Raw genomic sequence first — 16,782 nt, 5'->3', positions numbered from 1 at the left:
AAAACATCCATTTCGCATTAATAGATGCTTCACATTCCTCCCCTATAATTTCTAGGACAATCCATATATAGGAGTGAAGACATGTTGAAGAAGAGAAATAAACAGCTATTGGCCTTGCTGCTTTCAACGGAGCTTGCCGCAAGTCTGCTGGCCGGAGCATTACCTGCTTCCGCTGCTGCAGCTGTTACTCAAGGAACGCCATACGACGCAAACGGGGAGTACAGCGTCCAAGTTCCGCATGTAATCATCAATCAGTACTATGGGGCAGGCATTTCGACGGATGGTGCGGCCGTAACCCATGGCTTTATTGAGTTGTACAATCCAACAGATGCAAATGTGGATCTCAGCACATGGTCCATTCAATATGCCGATCGCGGTGAAGCTACGAACACTACTACCGGTGCTACAGGCGGTTGGGAGAAACTGAACCTGACAGGAACAATTGCAGCACACGCTTCGTTTTTGATCCGTGCTAACGCGACAACGCTTCCTGCAACCAAGGTTACGATTGCGGACGGCGATTTCGATTTGAATTTTCCTCGTACGCTCCAGAACAAAGGGATGAAGCTCGTCCTGATGAGCAATCAGGATTTGCTCGATAAAGATGTATCGGTGAACCCGTTCGTGAATAAGCCTGCGGGTTATGTGGATATGCTCGGCACAGGCAGTAATGATAATGGAAGTGATATTAGCGGTTTTGAGACGGCATATCCTACGGGTAAAACAGTCGGAACAGGAGTCGCTGGCACGACGGGCGGCACTTCCAAGAACATGTCGCTAAGACGCGTTAATTTTGCGGACAGTGATAATAACAAGAACGATTTTGTTCAAATTACGTACGGGTCCATGACCATGCCAACGGATATAACCGCTTATAGCCCTCGCAGTGCAAATGATGGAGAATGGGGAGTCGCTCCGACACCTCTTGTCGTTTCCACTAATGAGCTTGCCGATGCGACAGCAACGCAAGCATATACGGCTGCCATCAGTGTGACAGGCGGGAAAGCTCCTTATCACTTCAGCGTTACGGGATTGCCTGCAGGTCTCGCGATTGATGGGGGTACAGGAGTCATTACCGGAACCCTGGCCGCAGATGCGCCTGTTACTAACAACGTTGAGGTTACAATTACGGACAGTGCATCTACGCCGCAATCCACAAGCAAATCCTATGTCCTTCATGTCAACCAGGCTATTGTAGATACATTAACAATGACGAAACTGGGCTCCTTTATCGCCGGTGCACCGAACGAGGATGGCGGCGTTGCGGAGATTGTGAAGTACAACCCGGAGAATCATAAATTCTATTCCGTCAACGGATCCAGCGATCCTGCAACATTGGATATTGTCTCCTTGGATAACGCGGGAAAACCGGAACCGAATGCAACCTCGATCAATATCGAAGAGGTCGTTCAAGAGCACCTTCCTAACTTCGAATACGGCGACTTTACAAGCGTCGACATCGACCTGAAGAATGATTTGGTTTACGCCGCTATTCAAGAGAAGACGTATACCAACAACGGAGCGATCCTCGTATTTGATTATAACGGCGAGTATGTTACCTCCTACGAGGCAGGCGTACAACCGGATATGATCAAGGTTACGCATGACGGCCGTTACGTATTAACAGCCGATGAAGCCGAGCCGCGTTTGGCCGGCGCTGATCCGGAAGGCAGCGTGACAATCGTCGATCGGGTGAATAACGCGACGAAACACGTGAAATTCGACGATGTCAGCGTCATTGACGATCTGGTGCATCTTCGCGGCACTGCAAACGAGGCAGGCCTCATTACCGGACCGGCTGCATCGAAAGAAGCAGCTAAGTATGATCTGGAGCCGGAATACATCGCGCTGTCTGATGATGGGCAAACAGCCTATGTCTCCTTGCAAGAGAATAACGCGATTGCGGCTATCGATATTGCAAGTGGAACGGTGGCTGCGGTTACCGGACTTGGCTACAAGGATTTGAATGCCGAAGGCAACTCCCTCGATTTGGTGAAGGACAGCAAGATCAAGTTCGAGAACGTGCCGTTCAAAGGCATGTTTATGCCGGATGGCATCGATACCTATACCGTTGGCGGCGAAACGTATTTGTTCACGGCCAATGAAGGGGATGCGACGGAGTGGCCGGGCAGAACCAATATCGCTACGATCGGCAGTTTGAAAGCCGGATTGAACCCTGCATCGGATGCAGCTCAGTTCTTAGCCGGCCAAACGGTAAATGGCAAAACGCCATATGACGGTGTAGAGGTACCAAGCGATATGGGACCGGACGGCGTCTACTTGTATGGCGGGCGCTCATTCTCCATTTGGCATGCGGACAGCTTAGAGCCTGTCTTTGACAGCAAGAATGATTTTGAGAAAATAACAGCGCAGCGTCTTCCGAAGTATTTCAACTCCGATCATAAGGAGATTGCTTTCGATAAACGAAGCCCTAAGAAGGGCCCTGAACCGGAGTATGTGAAAGTAGGCAAGGTGGGCAGCAAAGCCTTGGCATTCATCGGCCTCGAGCGTGTGGGCGGCATCATGACCTATGATGTGACAAACCCCCTGACCCCTGCTTTTGTTAATTATACGAATACGCGCAACTTTGAGACGCCGGATGATCCGAGCAATCCGCTGCAAGGCGATATCGGCCCGGAGGGTCTCGAGTTTATACCTGCAACAGCAAGTCCGAGCGGAATGCCGCTTCTTCTGGTAGCGAATGAAGTAGGCGGTACGATTACGGTGTATCAACTGAATGTAGACAAAGTTACATTGAATGCGAAGGATATTTCGCTTAAGGTTGGCGGTTCGACTTCGCAGCTTGAAGCAACGGTAGTTCCATATAGGGACGGTGCTTCGACAGTGACTTGGTCTTCTTTGGATGCAACGGTTGCCACGGTAGATGGAACCGGTAAAGTTTCGCCTATTAAAGCCGGTACTGCTGTCATAACGGCACTAAGCGCAGATGGTTATGGTGTAGCGGAAGCAAAGGTTACCGTTGCGAATGCAGATAGCGCGCCAAGTAATCCGGTTACGGCCCCAACCACGCCACCTGCAACAGGACCCATTGTGGATGGAACCAAAGTAACGACGGAAGTGAAAGCCGTCACGGACGCTTCTGGCAAAGCGACAGCGGTAGTTACGGATAAGCAAGTCGAGGAAGCCTTGTCCAAGCTGACAGCTTCTAATCCGGCAAGCGTGAAAGACATCGTTGCGATCAAAGCAATGGCAGATGCTGGTGCGAAGGAGACGGCCGTTACCTTCTCTGCAGCGGCAATGGATAAGATCTCCGGCAGCGGCGCGGATGCACTGGTCATTCAATCGGGGATTGGACAGGTACAGCTGGATAAGAAAGCGATGTCCACAGTAGCGAATGCTGCAAGCACAGGGGAAGTAACGGTTTCCGTTGCGAAGGTTTCAGCTTCGGACCTGGCTGCTCGTACGAAGGACAATCAAGCTGCAGTAGCTGAGGCTATTGGCTCGCATCCTGTGTATGATTTTAATGTGCTGGCAGATGGGAAGAAGGTATCTGATTTTGCAGGCGGTATCGTGAATATCAGTATTCCGTATGTGCTAAGCGCAGGCGAAGATGCCAATGCCATTATCGCTTACTATATTGCTGAGAATGGAACAATCGAGCTGCTGCCTAATGCAAAGTATGACAAGGCAACAGGGCGATTAATCTTCTCGGTGACCCACTTCTCGACGTATGCGATCGCAAGCAACAACGTGAAGTATAACGATACGGCATCCAGCTTCGCGAAGGACCAAATTACTTACTTATCGGCAAGAGAGATCATGGAGGGTGTAGGCGGTGGAAGCTTTGCTCCTAAGAAGCAAGTGACACGAGCCGACTTTACGTTGATTCTGGCCCGGGTAGCAGGGGTCGACCTAACGACTTACCAAGGAAGTAAGTTTAGCGATGTAAGCGCAGATGCTTATTATGCGGAGTCCGTGGAATGGGCGGCGGCAACGGGAATTACAAGCGGTGCAGCACAAGGCTTATTCAATCCCAATGCTCCGATTACAAGAGAGCAAATGGTGGCGATGATTGCGCGTCTGGCAGCAACCCTGCACTACACGCTTCCCAAAACAGTGCCGATTGTTACATTCACAGATGAGTCGAGTATCTCTGCTTATGCGAAAGAAGCCGTTTCGGCCGTTCAGCAAGCAGGCATTATTAACGGCAGAACATCTGCCGGTGCAGGAAGCAGCTTCGATCCGCAGCAATTTGCTACGCGTGAAGAAACTGCGAAGATGATCAGCATACTGTTCCAAGGACTCATGAATCCTTAATGGATTGCGTACGACAATACCCCGAGATGACTGAATGCCATACTAGGGGTATTTGTTTATGTCTAGCCTACTTTTGCCCGCCATACAATGATACTATTACACGTTATGTTTCATTTCGTGAACGAAGGTACCTCACGATCGATTGCGATTATCGAAAGGAGGTTCGCATGAAAAAAACGATACGTATAGGAGCGGGACAGGGATTCTATGGCGATTCCATTCTGCCCGCCATCGAGACGGCTAAGCGGGGGAAGGTGCAGTATCTCTGCTTTGACAGTCTGGCTGAGCTCACGCTTGCCATCCTGCAGAAGGATCGGCAGCGGGATCCGACCCGAGGCTACGCCGCGGATATTGGCCGCACGATGAAAGAGCTGCTTCCAATAGCGAAGGAGCAAGGGATTCGCATCATCACGAACGCGGGAGGCATGAATCCGCTAGGGGCGATGCAGGAAACCGAGCGAATCGCGCGAGAGTTAGGTTTGACGGAACTCCGGGTAGCCGTCGTAACCGGGGATGATGTCCGCTCGCAGCTGCCTGCGTTCATCAGCCAAGGTGCTGCGCTTTCCCACATGGAGGATGGCCGAGATATAAGCACGATCCGGGATCGTATCGTCTTCGCTAATGCCTACTTAGGTGCTGAACCGATTGTGAAGGCGCTTCGACAAGGGGCGGAAGTGATCCTTACAGGCCGAACGACGGATTCGGCGTTATTTCTGGCTCCGTTGATTTATGAATTCGCTATTGGGCCGGATGATTGGGATCGATTGGCGCAAGGCGTGCTGATGGGGCATCTTCTGGAATGCTCCGGGCAAGCGTCGGGCGGCAACTTCAGCGGGGACTGGCAGGCGGTAGAGGAGCTCGAGCATATTGGTTTTCCGATTGCGGAAGTTGGTGAGGATCTCACGTTCACGCTGACCAAGACGGATGGGACCGGTGGACGCGTCTCCGTGGATACGGTCAAGGAACAGCTGCTCTATGAAATCCATGACCCGGCTGCGTACGTCACGCCTGATGTTGTGTTAGATCTAATGGGGGTTACGCTGCATGACGTCGGCCCGAATAAGGTTCATGTCTCCGGTGCGCGCGGCTCGAAACGTCCGGATACGCTCAAGGTCGTGATGGGTTATGCCGATGGCTGGCTCGGGCAGGCGATCTGGGGTTATTCGTGGCCGGATGCACTCGCCAAGGCGCAGACCGCCGATCGGATTGTTCGCAGTCATATTGATCGGCTCGGTCTACAATACGAAGAAATTCGTACGGATTATCTGGGTTACAACTCTTTGCATGGTCCGCTCGCAAGGCAGCCGCAGCAGGATGAGCTGAACGAAATTTATGTGCGCGTAGCGATGCGGACGAAGAGCAGAGACGATGCGGCTAAACTGGGCCGGCTCGTTCCGCCGCTCATGCTGAGCGGGCCACCTGCGATGGGTGCATTCCTTGGCGTGATGAAGCCGCGCGAGCTGCTCGGCATGTGGTCATGTCTTGTTCAGCGCGGGCTCATCGAGCAGGGTGTGCAAGTGACGGTTGTGGAGGTGTAGCCGGCATGGCGCGTATACGCAAGCAGCTTCGTCATTTGGTGCAGGCCCGATCCGGCGACAAGGGCAATACGATCAACATTGCCGTGTTCGCACCCGATGCGGCTGCGTTCGAGTTGTTGAAAAGGGAGCTGACCTCCGACCTTGTAAAGGCGCATTTTGCCGGCATGATTGAGGGGGAAGTGATCCGTTATGTAGTGCCGAATCTGCTGGCCATGAATTATGTATGCCGCGCCGCACTTGGCGGGGGCGGCTCCGCCACGCTTCGGATGGATAACCTCGGCAAGTGTTATGCGGCTAATCTGTTACGGTTGGAAATTGAAGTGGACGACGGCGACGACGTTGGTAACGGTAATGAGGAACAGACGCAGGCCGACGCCAATGATGCTTTGCCGCCGCCCGCCACCACGACTTAAGCAGAAGAGGGGTTGCTTGCGATGAATTTCGACTTAACGGAAGAGCAGGCGATGATTCGGGATTTGATTCATGATTTTGCAGATGCGGAGGTGGCGCCGGGGGCCGTGGAGCGGGATCGCTCCGGCACGTTTCCGATGGATGTTTTCGAGAAGCTTGCCAAGCTCGGCTTAATGGGTCTTCCCTTTCCCGAGCAATACGGGGGAGGCGGGGCGGATACGATCAGCTTCGCGATCGTAGTGGAAGAGCTCAGCCGAGTATGCGCATCAACGGGCATTACCTACTCCGCGCATGTGTCGCTCGGAGGAGCGCCGCTCGCACTGTTCGGCACAGAAGAGCAGAAAACTGCTTTTTTAACCCCGCTATGCAGAGGTGAGTATCTTGGCGCGTTTGGGTTAACCGAACCGGATGCCGGATCGGATGCGGGCGGAACCCGCACAACAGCGGTGCGGGCCGGGGATCAGTGGATCATCAGCGGCTCCAAATGCTTCATCACCAATGCCAGCTATGCACGCAACCTCGCGCTTACTGCTGTCACCGATAAGTCGAAGGGAACGAGCGGCATCAGCGCTTTTATCGTGCCGACAGATGCGCCCGGATTCACCACCCGCTGCAAATACGAGAAAATGGGGCTTCACGCTTCGAACACAACCGAGCTCGTGCTCGAGGAAGTAGCGGTGCCGCAGGACAATTTGCTCGGCAAGGAAGGGAATGGCTTCAAGCAATTTCTCGCCGTTCTCGACGGCGGCCGAATTGGGATTGGCGCCATGGGGGTCGGCATCGCCCAAGGCGCTTACGATAAATCGCTTCGCTACGCCAAGCAGCGCAAGCAATTCGGCCGAACGCTCAGCGCGTTTCAGGCCATCCAGTTCAAGCTGGCCGACATGGCGATGAACATCGAGCTCGCCCGTACGATGGTGTATAAGGCTGCATGGCTGAAGGATCAAGGGAGGCCGTTCAAGAAAGAAGCGGCGATGGCGAAGCTGTTCGCGACGGAGATGTGCATGAAGGTGTGTGATCAAGCGGTCCAGATTCATGGAGGCTACGGCTATATGAAAGAGTACGAGGTGGAGCGCTACATGCGCGATGCCAAGCTGCTCGAGATCGGCGAAGGAACCTCAGAAATCCAGCGTCTCGTCATTGCAGCCCAAATCGGCTGTTAACTTGAATTCTAAGAATTTATAGTTTCACTTTATAAATGAGCTTAGAATTCTCCGGAATGAAACGCGCTGCGCAGCCGAAAGGACGGCAGCAGCCGTTTCACCTTGGCAGAGCCAGCAGCAGAGGGGAGCTCCGAGAAGAATGGAAGCTGAACACGAATCGGCGAATGACCGGCTGCAGGAGCAGATCGAGGAGATCAAGAAGGGCGGCGCCTCCAAATATCACGTGAAGAATGCGGAGCAGGGCAAGCTCTTCGTGCGCGACCGCTTGAAGCTGCTCTTCGATCCGGACTTCGAGCTCGAGGATGCCTTATTCGCCAGCTGTAACGAGGTTGGGCTGCCCGCCGACGGCGTTGTCACGGCTATCGGTAAGATTCACGGTAGAGCGGTGTGCGTGATCGCCAATGATTCCACGGTGAAGGCCGGCTCTTGGGGAGCGCGCACCGTTGAGAAAATCATTCGGATGCAAGAGACGGCGGATAAGCTGCGGGTACCGCTGCTTTATCTCGTCGATTCGGCCGGGGCTCGGATAACCGATCAAGCGCTGATGTACCCGGGGCGGCGAGGCGCAGGGCGAATATTCTACAACGAGGTGAAGCTGTCGGGCAAAATTCCGCAGATATGCCTGCTATTCGGACCGTCGGCAGCAGGCGGCGCCTATATCCCAGCCTTTTGCGATATCGTCATTATGGTCGAGGGCAATGCATCTATGTACCTCGGATCCCCTCGCATCGTAGAGATGGTAACGGGGGAGAAAGCCACTTTGGAGCAGCTCGGCGGAGCCCGGATGCATTGCTCTGTTTCGGGCTGCGGAGATGTGCTCGCCAAGAGCGAGGAGGAAGCGATCGCGCTGACGAGACAATACGTAGCTTACTTCCCGCCCAATTTCACGGAGAAGCCGCCTACCAAAGAAACCCGTCCGCCAGCAGATCTGAAAGTCCCCCTTGATTCCATTATTCCGGATAACCAGTACACCCCATTCGACATGTATCCGTTCATCGACGGTTTAATCGATGAGCATTCCTTCTTCGAAATCAAACGCCTCTTCGCCAGGGAGCTCATCACGGGCTTAGCTAGAATCGCCGGGAAACCGGTTGGCATTATCGCCAATCAGCCGAAGACCAAGGGCGGCATTCTGTTCCACGATTCCGCAGACAAAGCCGCCAAATTCATCAGCTTATGCGATGCGTTCCACATCCCGCTGCTGTTTCTCGCCGATGTGCCCGGCTTCATGGTGGGCACGGCGGTGGAACAGGCGGGCATCATTCGCCATGGTGCCAAAATGATCGCCGCCGTATCCGAAGCGACCGTGCCGAAGATATCCGTCATCGTCCGCAAAGCTTACGGAGCGGGCCTTTATGCCATGGCCGGCCCGGCCTTCGAGCCCGATTGCTGCCTTGCGCTGCCTTCGGCCCAAATCGCCGTCATGGGACCGGAAGCAGCGGTCAACGCCGTGTATGCCAACAAGATCGCGGAGCTGCAGGAGCCGCAGCGCTCCGAGTTCATCGCCGCCAAACGCGAGGAATATCGCCAAGACATCGATCTCTACCAGTTGGCTTCAGACATGGTCATCGACGGCATCGTTCCCGCTCATTCGCTGCGCAGAGAGCTGATCAAGCGCTTTGAGGTGTACAGCTCAAAAACCGTCGCCTTCACGGAGCGCAAACATCCGGTCTATCCGGTTTAGCAGAAGAATGGAGGGAGGAAGGGCAGCGCCATGACTACGGAATCAACGCAGCCGCAACAGCCCCTTCTGTGGGAGCAAAGGGGGCATATCGGCTACATCCGGCTCCATCGCCCGGAGAGCTTGAATGCGATTAACGAAGCGATGCTTATTGCCCTGGAGGAGCAGCTGCATCGCATTGCCTCCGATATCCGCAGCATCCGCGTCGTCATCCTCGAAGGGGAAGGCCGTGCTTTCTGCGCCGGCGCGGACCTCAAGGAACGCAGCCTGCTGACCGATCCGCAGCAAATCCGGCAGCGCCTCGTTCGCAGCAAGGCCGTGTTCGCCGCGCTGGAGCGGCTGCCGCAGCCGACGATTGCCAAGATCAACGGCCTCGCCTTCGGCGGCGGTCTGGAGCTAGCGCTATGCTGCGATTTCCGCTACGCCATAAGCAGTGCAAGGCTGGGGCTGACCGAGGTTAGCCTCGGCATCATCCCCGGCGCCGGGGGCACGCAGCGATTGCCGCGGCTGATCGGCCAGGCCAAGGCCAAAGAGCTGATTCTTACAGCGCGGCGGATCACAGCCGAACAAGCGCATAAGCTCGGTCTGCTAACCGACATCGCAGAGAACGAAGAGCAACTGCAAACGCTATGCGCGGCAACGGCAGAAGAACTGCTCGCCAATGCCCCGCTCGCCGTGTATCAAGCGAAGCGGGCCATTGATCTTGGACTAGACATGGACCTCCCGTCAGGTCTTGCCCACGAAACCGCCGCCTACGAAGCGATCATTCCGACCAAAGATCGGCTGGAGGCGCTCGAAGCGTTCCGCTCGAAGCGGCCGCCGCATTTTACAGGCGAATAATCTCCGAGCTTCTTGTGCTAGCTGCTCTTCATTCGCTTGATGATTTAAAGAAGAGGACGTCCGTCGGGACGCCCTCTTCTTTGAGTTGCTGCTATTCTTCAGCAAGCTTATACACTTCAATGATCTTCAAGAACAAACTGAGCACAATGGCGGAAACCGTAGCGAGCGCCATTCCTTTGAGCTCGAAATTCCCCCATTTGAGGGTAGCCCCGCTTAAACCGATGACAAGCACAATGGTAGTCAGCATTAGGTTGGCAGGTTTTGAATAATCGACCTTGGTTTCAACCAACATGCGAATCCCGGAAGCTGCAATAACACCGAAGAGCAGCAACGATACGCCGCCCATAACTGCCTCTGGAACCGTTTGGATTAAGGAGGACAGCTTGCCGATAAAAGAAAGCACAATTGCGATAATGGCTGCACCGCCGACCACCCATACGGAATATACGCGGCTGATTGCCATGACGCCGATATTTTCGCCGTAGGTCGTATTAGGCGTTGAGCCGACGAAGCCGGATAGAATCGTGGATACGCCATTGCCGAGCAGCGACCGGCTGAGGCCCGGATCCTTCGTCAAATCCTTCTCGACTATGTTGCCCGTTACGATCAAATGGCCGATATGCTCCGCTATGACGACGAGGGCTGCCGGCGCAATGATCGCGATGCTGGACCAGTCGAACGTCGGTGAATAGAACGTCGGCGCTTTGAACCAAGCAGCAGCATCGATCGTTGCTTGTACTTTAACCAGCCCAAGGATCGAAGCGAGGGCATACCCGACGATAACGGAGATCAGAATCGGTATGACCTTCATGAATCCGCGGAACAGCACGGAACCGACAACGCCGATACCAAGTGTGACGAGAGATACCGTAATGGTAGCCGTATCGGGAGACCATTCGGCCGGGGAACCCGGCTTGGCAATCAGGCCGGCCATCTGCGCAGCAGTCGGCACAAGCTCAAGGCCGATAACAGCCACGATTGCGCCCATTGCCGCTGGCGGGAACACCACGTCAATCCAGCGCGTGCCGGCCAGCTTAATGATAAAGGAGACGAGCATGAATAGGAGTCCGACCGCAATGAATCCGCCAAGCGCCGCGGAGTACCCGCCTTTAGATCCAAGCACCACGAATACCGGCGAGAGAAAAGCGAAGCTTGATCCCAGATAAGCCGGGATTTTGAATTTCGTAATGAAGAGATAGAGCAGCGTGCCAATACCGTTCATGAGCAGAATCGTTGCAGGATCTACTTTGAATAGAATCGGGACGAGCACGGTGGAACCGAACATGGCGAATAAATGCTGCAAACTAAGCGGAATACTGGCCGCGAGTGACGGCCGTTCATGGACTTGAATGATCTTCGACAACGGTGATGGCCTCCTGATGTGGCGGATATAATGATTTTGCCAAACGTAATAGTATCATAATTGGCCCAATTGAGGAATTGCATAACAGAACGGAGCAACTATTCTTCCTCCTGTAGCGTCTTGCTCATTAGTAGCCTGATTATTAACAAGGAGGAGATAGAAATATGAAATTCCGCATATGGACGGCATTCGCACTGGCGACAGCTCTATTTGGGTTAACGGCTTCAGTATCAGCCGAGCAAGCGCAGCAAGAATCCCAGCCTCAACAGTGGCAGTACTATAACGGTTTCGCCGATCAGGCAACCGGGAGATCCTACTTTCCCATCTATGCACAGAACGGATACACGTTCGACCATCGTATCATCTTTGCGGACAAGGGCGGAGATTGGCATGTGCTTCCGAAGCGATATTGGTGGATGGGGAATGCGAACACAAGTGGTTCTTATTTACTGGCTTCTCTCGACGATAATATGAATTCAGTGATGATCAATTCTGTCTACGATCCTTCCGGCGACAATGTTACACACCGGATTGACTACATCAAGTCCCCTAATGCGAAGTGGGGTCTAGCCGTTTCAGCGAATTACCTTGCTAGTGACGGTTTTAACAAAGAGCTTATCGTGCTCGTCAAAGATTTCAAGTCGGGCAAGCTGCGGAAGATGGCGTTCCCGGCCTTTTATTCCGGCATTAGTTGGACATCGGATAATCAGCTTCTGGCGAATGTGTATAGCAATGAAGCGAAGCAAAATGAAATCCTCTCCATTAATCCGGCCACCGGCGCTGCGACAAGATTGCTGTTAGCCAAACTGGTTGGTTTCGATGCAGACAAGGGTGACATCTGGTTCGCTTATAACGAGCCTAGCCGTATTACGCATATCCTGAACATTCGAACAGGGACTATTAGAGACCCGCTAAGTGAAGAGAAACTGAGAAGCAGCGAATCAGATCAATTGGAATTACATGAGCCAAGCATAGTGCCTCCCTCAGATATACAGCCTGATCAACTTCCGGAGGAGACAGTAACGGATTCTTATGTTTCGGAAGCGACCATTCATATGAACGGACAAGCTATTAATATGCCTGTAGCTTTCCTTGAAGGCGACCAAACTTGGATGTGGATTCGGCCTCTAATAGATCGATTCCAATTGCAGATGGAGCAGCTTACGGTCAGTAAGAATGTCGGGAGCTTTCATATCACACGCGCTTTGGGCGGGGAGCTTGATGTGGATATCACAACAAGCCGCAATTACGGCGGTCGATTGTTCCTGAACAAGATGCAGCTTGAGAAGCTTGGTTTGCATGTGGAACGAATAGACTGGCTGCCGCATGGATAACATTTACTTCAAACCGCTTGACAAATACTTTAATAATGTCATAATGACATTATTAAAGTAAAAAGCAGGTGAAGCACCTTGACTGAACCCATTGACGAGGCTAACGAGTCTGAAGCAAAGACTTATTCCCCGCGTAACTATCGCACTCCGGATGGTGCGCCTGCGGATATTGTCATTTTCACGATTACTTCAACACAGCGGAATACAGTGAAGAAGTCTCTTCCCGCCCGCCGGCTAGAAGTACTGCTGATTCAGCGCAAAAGCTGGCCGTTCGCAGGGCAGTGGGCCTTGCCCGGGGGATTCTCGAAAGATACCGAGACCATCATCGAGAGCGCGAAGCGGGAACTGCAAGAAGAAACCGGCGTCGATAATGTTCATATTGAATATTTCAACGCTTACAGTGAACCCGGGCGGGACCCGCGCGGATGGATGATCTCACATGCCTTCTGCGCGCTGGTGCATGAGGGGGCGCTTGAGCATCGCAGAGCTGCCGATGATGCCGCGGATGTACGGTTGTTTTCGGTGCAAGAAGCACTTGAGATGGAGCTGGCATTCGATCATAAGCAGATTTTGCAGGATGCGCTGGGGCATATTCGCCGCAGCATGCTGACCACGGCAATTGCCAGAGAGTTTCTGCCGGACGAATTCACGATCGGCGAGCTGTACCAGGTCATTGAAGCGGTTGTGCCGGAGTTTGTGGAACGCAATTTTATCCGCAAGATCACATCGACGCAAAGCCGCAAAGGTATCATTGAAGAGAGTAGGGATTCACGAGGTGAGCCGAAGATGTCGAATCGCTACTCCCAGCGGGCAGCACAGCTTTATCGCTTTACGGATTACGTGCCTCAGTTGTCTATATACAGCTAGGCATTCTTTTTACGACATTGATATTGTCATAGTGACATGATTTGAGATCATGCATTCAAATAAGGATGGTGGATATGATGAAAGCATTGGTTGTCATTGATTACACGGTTGATTTTGTGAACGGCCAGCTTCCTGTCGGTCAGCATGCAATTGAGATTGAGAGCCGAATCACAGCTATAACGAAGCAGTTTGTGGAACAGGGAGACTATGTCGTGATGGCTGTAGATCTGCATGATGAGCACGATATTCTTCATCCCGAGCACAAGCTGTTCCCCCCGCACAATATTCGAGGTACGGCAGGACGGGAGCTGTATGGCAAATTGCGAGAGCTTTATGAGATGGAGAAAGACCGTATCTATTGGATGGACAAAACGAGATACAGCGCCTTTTGCGGAACGGATCTGGAATTGCAGCTTCGGGCAAGAGGGATTACGGAGCTTCATCTGGTTGGGGTCTGTACGGACATCTGTGTGCTGCATACAGCGGTGGATGCTTACAATAGAGGCTATCAAATCGTCGTTCACGCCGATGGCGTGGCAACCTTTAATGAGCAGGGGCATGAGTGGGCGTTGCAGCATTTCAAGCATTCGCTTGGAGCGGAAGTAGTAGCAGGCGATCAACCGATTACCTAATCACCCCAATTTGCGCAATCGCACAACCCTATAAAGGAGAGATTGAATTATGGTGAATAAGCAGCAGCAAGCAATTATTGAACACTTGCAAGTGAAACCGACGATTGATGCGGAGGAAGAAATCCGGCGTAGAGTGGGCTTTATGAAAGCCTATCTTCAACATACCGGGGCCAAAGGGTTCGCTCTTGGCATCTCGGGCGGTCAAGATTCCACATTGGCAGGCAAGCTCGCGCAGCTGGCCGTAGACGAATATAATGCCGATCCAGCCAGCAAGAATCAAGCGACCTTCCTTGCCGTCAGATTGCCATATGGCGTGCAGAAGGATGAGGACGATTGCCAGGATGCGCTCCGATTTATTGCACCGACTCGTTCGACTGCGATCAATATTAAACCAGCGGTGGATGCGGCTGTTGAGCAGTTTGAAGCGGCAACCGGCGATAAGCTGGGCGATTTCCATAAAGGGAATGTGAAGGCGCGGGAACGGATGAAGGCGCAATACGATTTGGCTGCCCACTATGGGCTGCTTGTGCTGGGTACGGATCATGCTGCTGAAGCCATAACGGGCTTTTACACGAAGCACGGTGACGGAGCCTGCGATATGGCGCCAATCTATGGCCTTAACAAGCGTCAAGGAAGAGCTCTATTAGAAGCATTGCATTGCCCGGCCCACTTATATACGAAGAAACCAACCGCGGATCTGGAGGATTTGAAGCCGGGAATTCCCGATGAAGTCGCATTAGGTATGACCTACGAGCAGCTCGACGACTACTTAGAGGGCAAAACATTACCTGCCGAGTTAAGCGACAAAATCGAAGCGCGTTACAAATTAACGGAGCATAAACGCCGTGGCCCTGTGACGGTTTATGATGACTGGTGGAAGGAGTGAGGCACTATGACGAGCTACGACAATTTAACGCTCCATACGGATAAATATCAAATTAATATGATGTACGCCCACTGGATGAACGGTACCTTGAATGATAAGGCGGTATTTGAACTGTTTTTCCGCAAGCTTCCTTTTGGGAACGGGTACGCGGTCGCAGCCGGGCTTGAGCGGGTTATCCACTATATAAGGAACCTGCAATTCGGCGACGAAGAGATTGCTTATTTGGGGGAGCAGGAAGAAAATTATGAGGAGACGTTTCTGAAGGAGCTTCGTACCTTCCGGTTTACCGGTAACCTGGACGCGGTTCCGGAGGGCACGATTATTTTCCCGAATGAGCCGCTGATTCGAGTAGAAGCCAGAGTGTTCGAGGCGCAGCTGATTGAAACGGCCATGCTGAACTTCGTTAATTTTCAAACGCTGATCGCTACCAAAGCTTCGCGGATTAAGCAGGTTGCCGGAAGAGATGGTTTGCTGGAGTTTGGCACAAGGCGCGCGCAGGAGGCAGATGCCTCGATTTGGGGAGCAAGGGCTGCTTATGTTGCCGGATTCCATGCGACTTCCAACTTAAGAGCGGGAATGCTGTTTCGCATTCCTACCAAGGGGACGCATGCGCACGCGTGGGTTCAAGGCCATGAATCGGAAGAGGAGGCCTTCCGCAAATATGCGGAAGTGCTTCCGGATCACGTGACGCTGCTGGTTGATACGTACGATACGCTGAAGAGCGGAGTACCGAATGCGATTCGCATCGCGCGTATGTTGGAGCAGCAGGGGAAACGGATGAACGCGATTCGCCTCGACAGCGGTGACCTCGCTTATCTATCGCAGCGTGCGAGGCATATGCTCGATGAAGCGGGATTCCCTTATGTTCAGATCATTGCATCGAATGATTTGGACGAGAACATTATTTTCAATCTAAAGGCGCAAGGAGCTCGTATCGATGTCTGGGGTGTCGGCACGCAGCTGATAACGGCCGGCGACCAGCCTTCGTTAGGCGGCGTCTATAAACTTGTTGCTCGAGAAGGCTGCGATGGCGAATATATTCCCGTTATCAAAATCTCAGGTAATCCCGAAAAAGTAAGCACACCGGGGATCAAAGAGGTTTACCGCATCATTAACCGGGAAACCGGAATGGCTGATGGCGATTATATCGCCCTTCGTCATGAGGAAGCCGTGAAGCGTGGAGAGGCTATAGAACTATTCGATCCTTTGCATCCTTATATCCACAAAGTCATTAAAGAATACGACGCTGTACCGCTCTTGCAGCCGATATTCCAATCGGGGGAGCTTGTATATTCGATGCCTACCCTTGGGGGAATCCGGAGTTATCATGAGGAGCAGCTGAAGTTGTTCTGGCCGCAATACCTTCGCAAGCTGAATCCGGAGATGTATCGCGTGAATATCAGTGTCGAAGCATGGCAATTGAAACTTGATCTTATTCAGCGTTATAGATAGTCCTACTACCGGTCTGGAGGCGCTTGATGCGTCTCCGGATTACCTATTCAAAATTAATTTCAAAAAAGACTTGCCATATGATGTCGAACCATGATATATTCTAATTCCGCCGCTGAGAGATACGGGATGCGGTGATCGAAACGAAAACAAGTTGAAAAATAAAGCTTGCAATTATGTTTCGAAGTATGATAAGATCTGATTCTGGGTCAACAAACCAGAACATGAAATTTGTTCTTTGAAAACTGAACAATGAGCGACCAGTCAAATGGTCATAAATCGCGAAACGAACGTTTCGCAAAGCTAGTTTTTTGAATGAGCTAACAAGCGAATTCTTAAA

12 protein-coding genes are annotated in these 16,782 nt (G+C 52.6%); 11 read left to right on the top strand and 1 reads right to left on the bottom strand.

Annotated features, from left to right (window positions below; genetic code table 11):
- Nucleotides 1-81 precede the first annotated feature (81 nt).
- The 6 genes from AC6ESO_RS15680 (at nucleotide 82) to AC6ESO_RS15655 (ending at nucleotide 9,911) form a co-directional block, all read left to right on the top strand.
- Complete coding sequence (locus AC6ESO_RS15680) at nucleotides 82-4,278, top strand: choice-of-anchor I family protein (protein WP_497092169.1); 4,197 nt, start codon at nucleotides 82-84, stop codon at nucleotides 4,276-4,278.
- Nucleotides 4,279-4,445: 167 nt separating this feature from the next.
- Complete coding sequence (locus AC6ESO_RS15675) at nucleotides 4,446-5,816, top strand: acyclic terpene utilization AtuA family protein (RefSeq protein WP_497092168.1); 1,371 nt, start codon at nucleotides 4,446-4,448, stop codon at nucleotides 5,814-5,816.
- 5 nt (nucleotides 5,817-5,821) lie between these two features.
- The gene (locus AC6ESO_RS15670) at nucleotides 5,822-6,229 is read left to right on the top strand and encodes an AtuA-related protein (RefSeq protein WP_497092167.1); all 408 of its coding nucleotides are present in this window, start codon (nucleotides 5,822-5,824) and stop codon (nucleotides 6,227-6,229) included.
- Nucleotides 6,230-6,250: 21 nt separating this feature from the next.
- On the top strand, nucleotides 6,251-7,390 hold the full coding sequence (locus AC6ESO_RS15665) for an acyl-CoA dehydrogenase (RefSeq protein ID WP_497092166.1): 1,140 nt from the start codon (nucleotides 6,251-6,253) through the stop codon (nucleotides 7,388-7,390).
- A gap of 139 nt (nucleotides 7,391-7,529) precedes the next feature.
- Nucleotides 7,530-9,074, top strand: coding sequence for an acyl-CoA carboxylase subunit beta (locus AC6ESO_RS15660; RefSeq protein WP_497092165.1), 1,545 nt, complete (start codon nucleotides 7,530-7,532; stop codon nucleotides 9,072-9,074).
- 30 nt (nucleotides 9,075-9,104) lie between these two features.
- The gene (locus AC6ESO_RS15655; protein WP_497092164.1) at nucleotides 9,105-9,911 is read left to right on the top strand and encodes an enoyl-CoA hydratase-related protein; all 807 of its coding nucleotides are present in this window, start codon (nucleotides 9,105-9,107) and stop codon (nucleotides 9,909-9,911) included.
- Nucleotides 9,912-10,002: 91 nt separating this feature from the next.
- Here the strand turns inward: AC6ESO_RS15655 and uraA are convergent, their stop codons facing one another.
- Nucleotides 10,003-11,274, bottom strand: a complete 1,272-nt coding sequence (gene uraA, locus AC6ESO_RS15650; protein WP_497092163.1) for a uracil permease — start codon at nucleotides 11,272-11,274, stop codon at nucleotides 10,003-10,005.
- Nucleotides 11,275-11,438: 164 nt separating this feature from the next.
- Here uraA and AC6ESO_RS15645 point away from each other — a divergent pair, with 164 nt between their 5' ends.
- The 5 genes from AC6ESO_RS15645 (at nucleotide 11,439) to AC6ESO_RS15625 (ending at nucleotide 16,445) form a co-directional block, all read left to right on the top strand.
- Complete coding sequence (locus tag AC6ESO_RS15645; RefSeq protein WP_497092162.1) at nucleotides 11,439-12,608, top strand: NHL repeat-containing protein; 1,170 nt, start codon at nucleotides 11,439-11,441, stop codon at nucleotides 12,606-12,608.
- A gap of 78 nt (nucleotides 12,609-12,686) precedes the next feature.
- Nucleotides 12,687-13,475: an NUDIX domain-containing protein gene (locus AC6ESO_RS15640; protein ID WP_497092161.1), complete on the top strand. Its 789-nt coding sequence runs from the start codon at nucleotides 12,687-12,689 to the stop codon at nucleotides 13,473-13,475.
- A gap of 77 nt (nucleotides 13,476-13,552) precedes the next feature.
- Entirely contained in the window at nucleotides 13,553-14,107 is a 555-nt protein-coding gene (locus AC6ESO_RS15635; RefSeq protein WP_497092570.1) for a cysteine hydrolase family protein, read from the top strand.
- Between the two features lie 49 nt (nucleotides 14,108-14,156).
- The gene (gene nadE, locus AC6ESO_RS15630) at nucleotides 14,157-14,993 is read left to right on the top strand and encodes an NAD(+) synthase (RefSeq protein WP_497092160.1); all 837 of its coding nucleotides are present in this window, start codon (nucleotides 14,157-14,159) and stop codon (nucleotides 14,991-14,993) included.
- A 6-nt stretch (nucleotides 14,994-14,999) separates the two neighbouring features.
- A complete protein-coding gene (locus AC6ESO_RS15625; RefSeq protein ID WP_497092159.1) occupies nucleotides 15,000-16,445 on the top strand; it encodes a nicotinate phosphoribosyltransferase in 1,446 nt (481 codons plus the stop codon).
- The last annotated feature ends 337 nt before the right edge of the window (nucleotides 16,446-16,782 follow it).

This window comes from Paenibacillus rhizoryzae (assembly GCF_059686995.1).
The sequence above is the reverse complement of the archived record's forward strand: the minus strand, read 5'-3'. Positions and strand labels throughout refer to the sequence as shown.

Excerpts from the sequence above, each read along its gene's own strand:
- AC6ESO_RS15660 (WP_497092165.1), top strand. The coding sequence starts at position 7,530 with ATGGAAGCTGAACACGAATCGGCGAATGACCGGCTGCAGGAGCAGATC.
- AC6ESO_RS15645 (WP_497092162.1), top strand. The coding sequence starts at position 11,439 with ATGAAATTCCGCATATGGACGGCATTCGCACTGGCGACAGCTCTATTT.
- AC6ESO_RS15635 (WP_497092570.1), top strand. The coding sequence starts at position 13,553 with ATGAAAGCATTGGTTGTCATTGATTACACGGTTGATTTTGTGAACGGC.
- AC6ESO_RS15665 (WP_497092166.1), top strand. The coding sequence starts at position 6,251 with ATGAATTTCGACTTAACGGAAGAGCAGGCGATGATTCGGGATTTGATT.
- nadE (WP_497092160.1), top strand. The coding sequence starts at position 14,157 with ATGGTGAATAAGCAGCAGCAAGCAATTATTGAACACTTGCAAGTGAAA.
- AC6ESO_RS15675 (WP_497092168.1), top strand. The coding sequence starts at position 4,446 with ATGAAAAAAACGATACGTATAGGAGCGGGACAGGGATTCTATGGCGAT.
- AC6ESO_RS15680 (WP_497092169.1), top strand. The coding sequence starts at position 82 with ATGTTGAAGAAGAGAAATAAACAGCTATTGGCCTTGCTGCTTTCAACG.
- AC6ESO_RS15625 (WP_497092159.1), top strand. The coding sequence starts at position 15,000 with ATGACGAGCTACGACAATTTAACGCTCCATACGGATAAATATCAAATT.
- AC6ESO_RS15655 (WP_497092164.1), top strand. The coding sequence starts at position 9,105 with ATGACTACGGAATCAACGCAGCCGCAACAGCCCCTTCTGTGGGAGCAA.
- AC6ESO_RS15670 (WP_497092167.1), top strand. The coding sequence starts at position 5,822 with ATGGCGCGTATACGCAAGCAGCTTCGTCATTTGGTGCAGGCCCGATCC.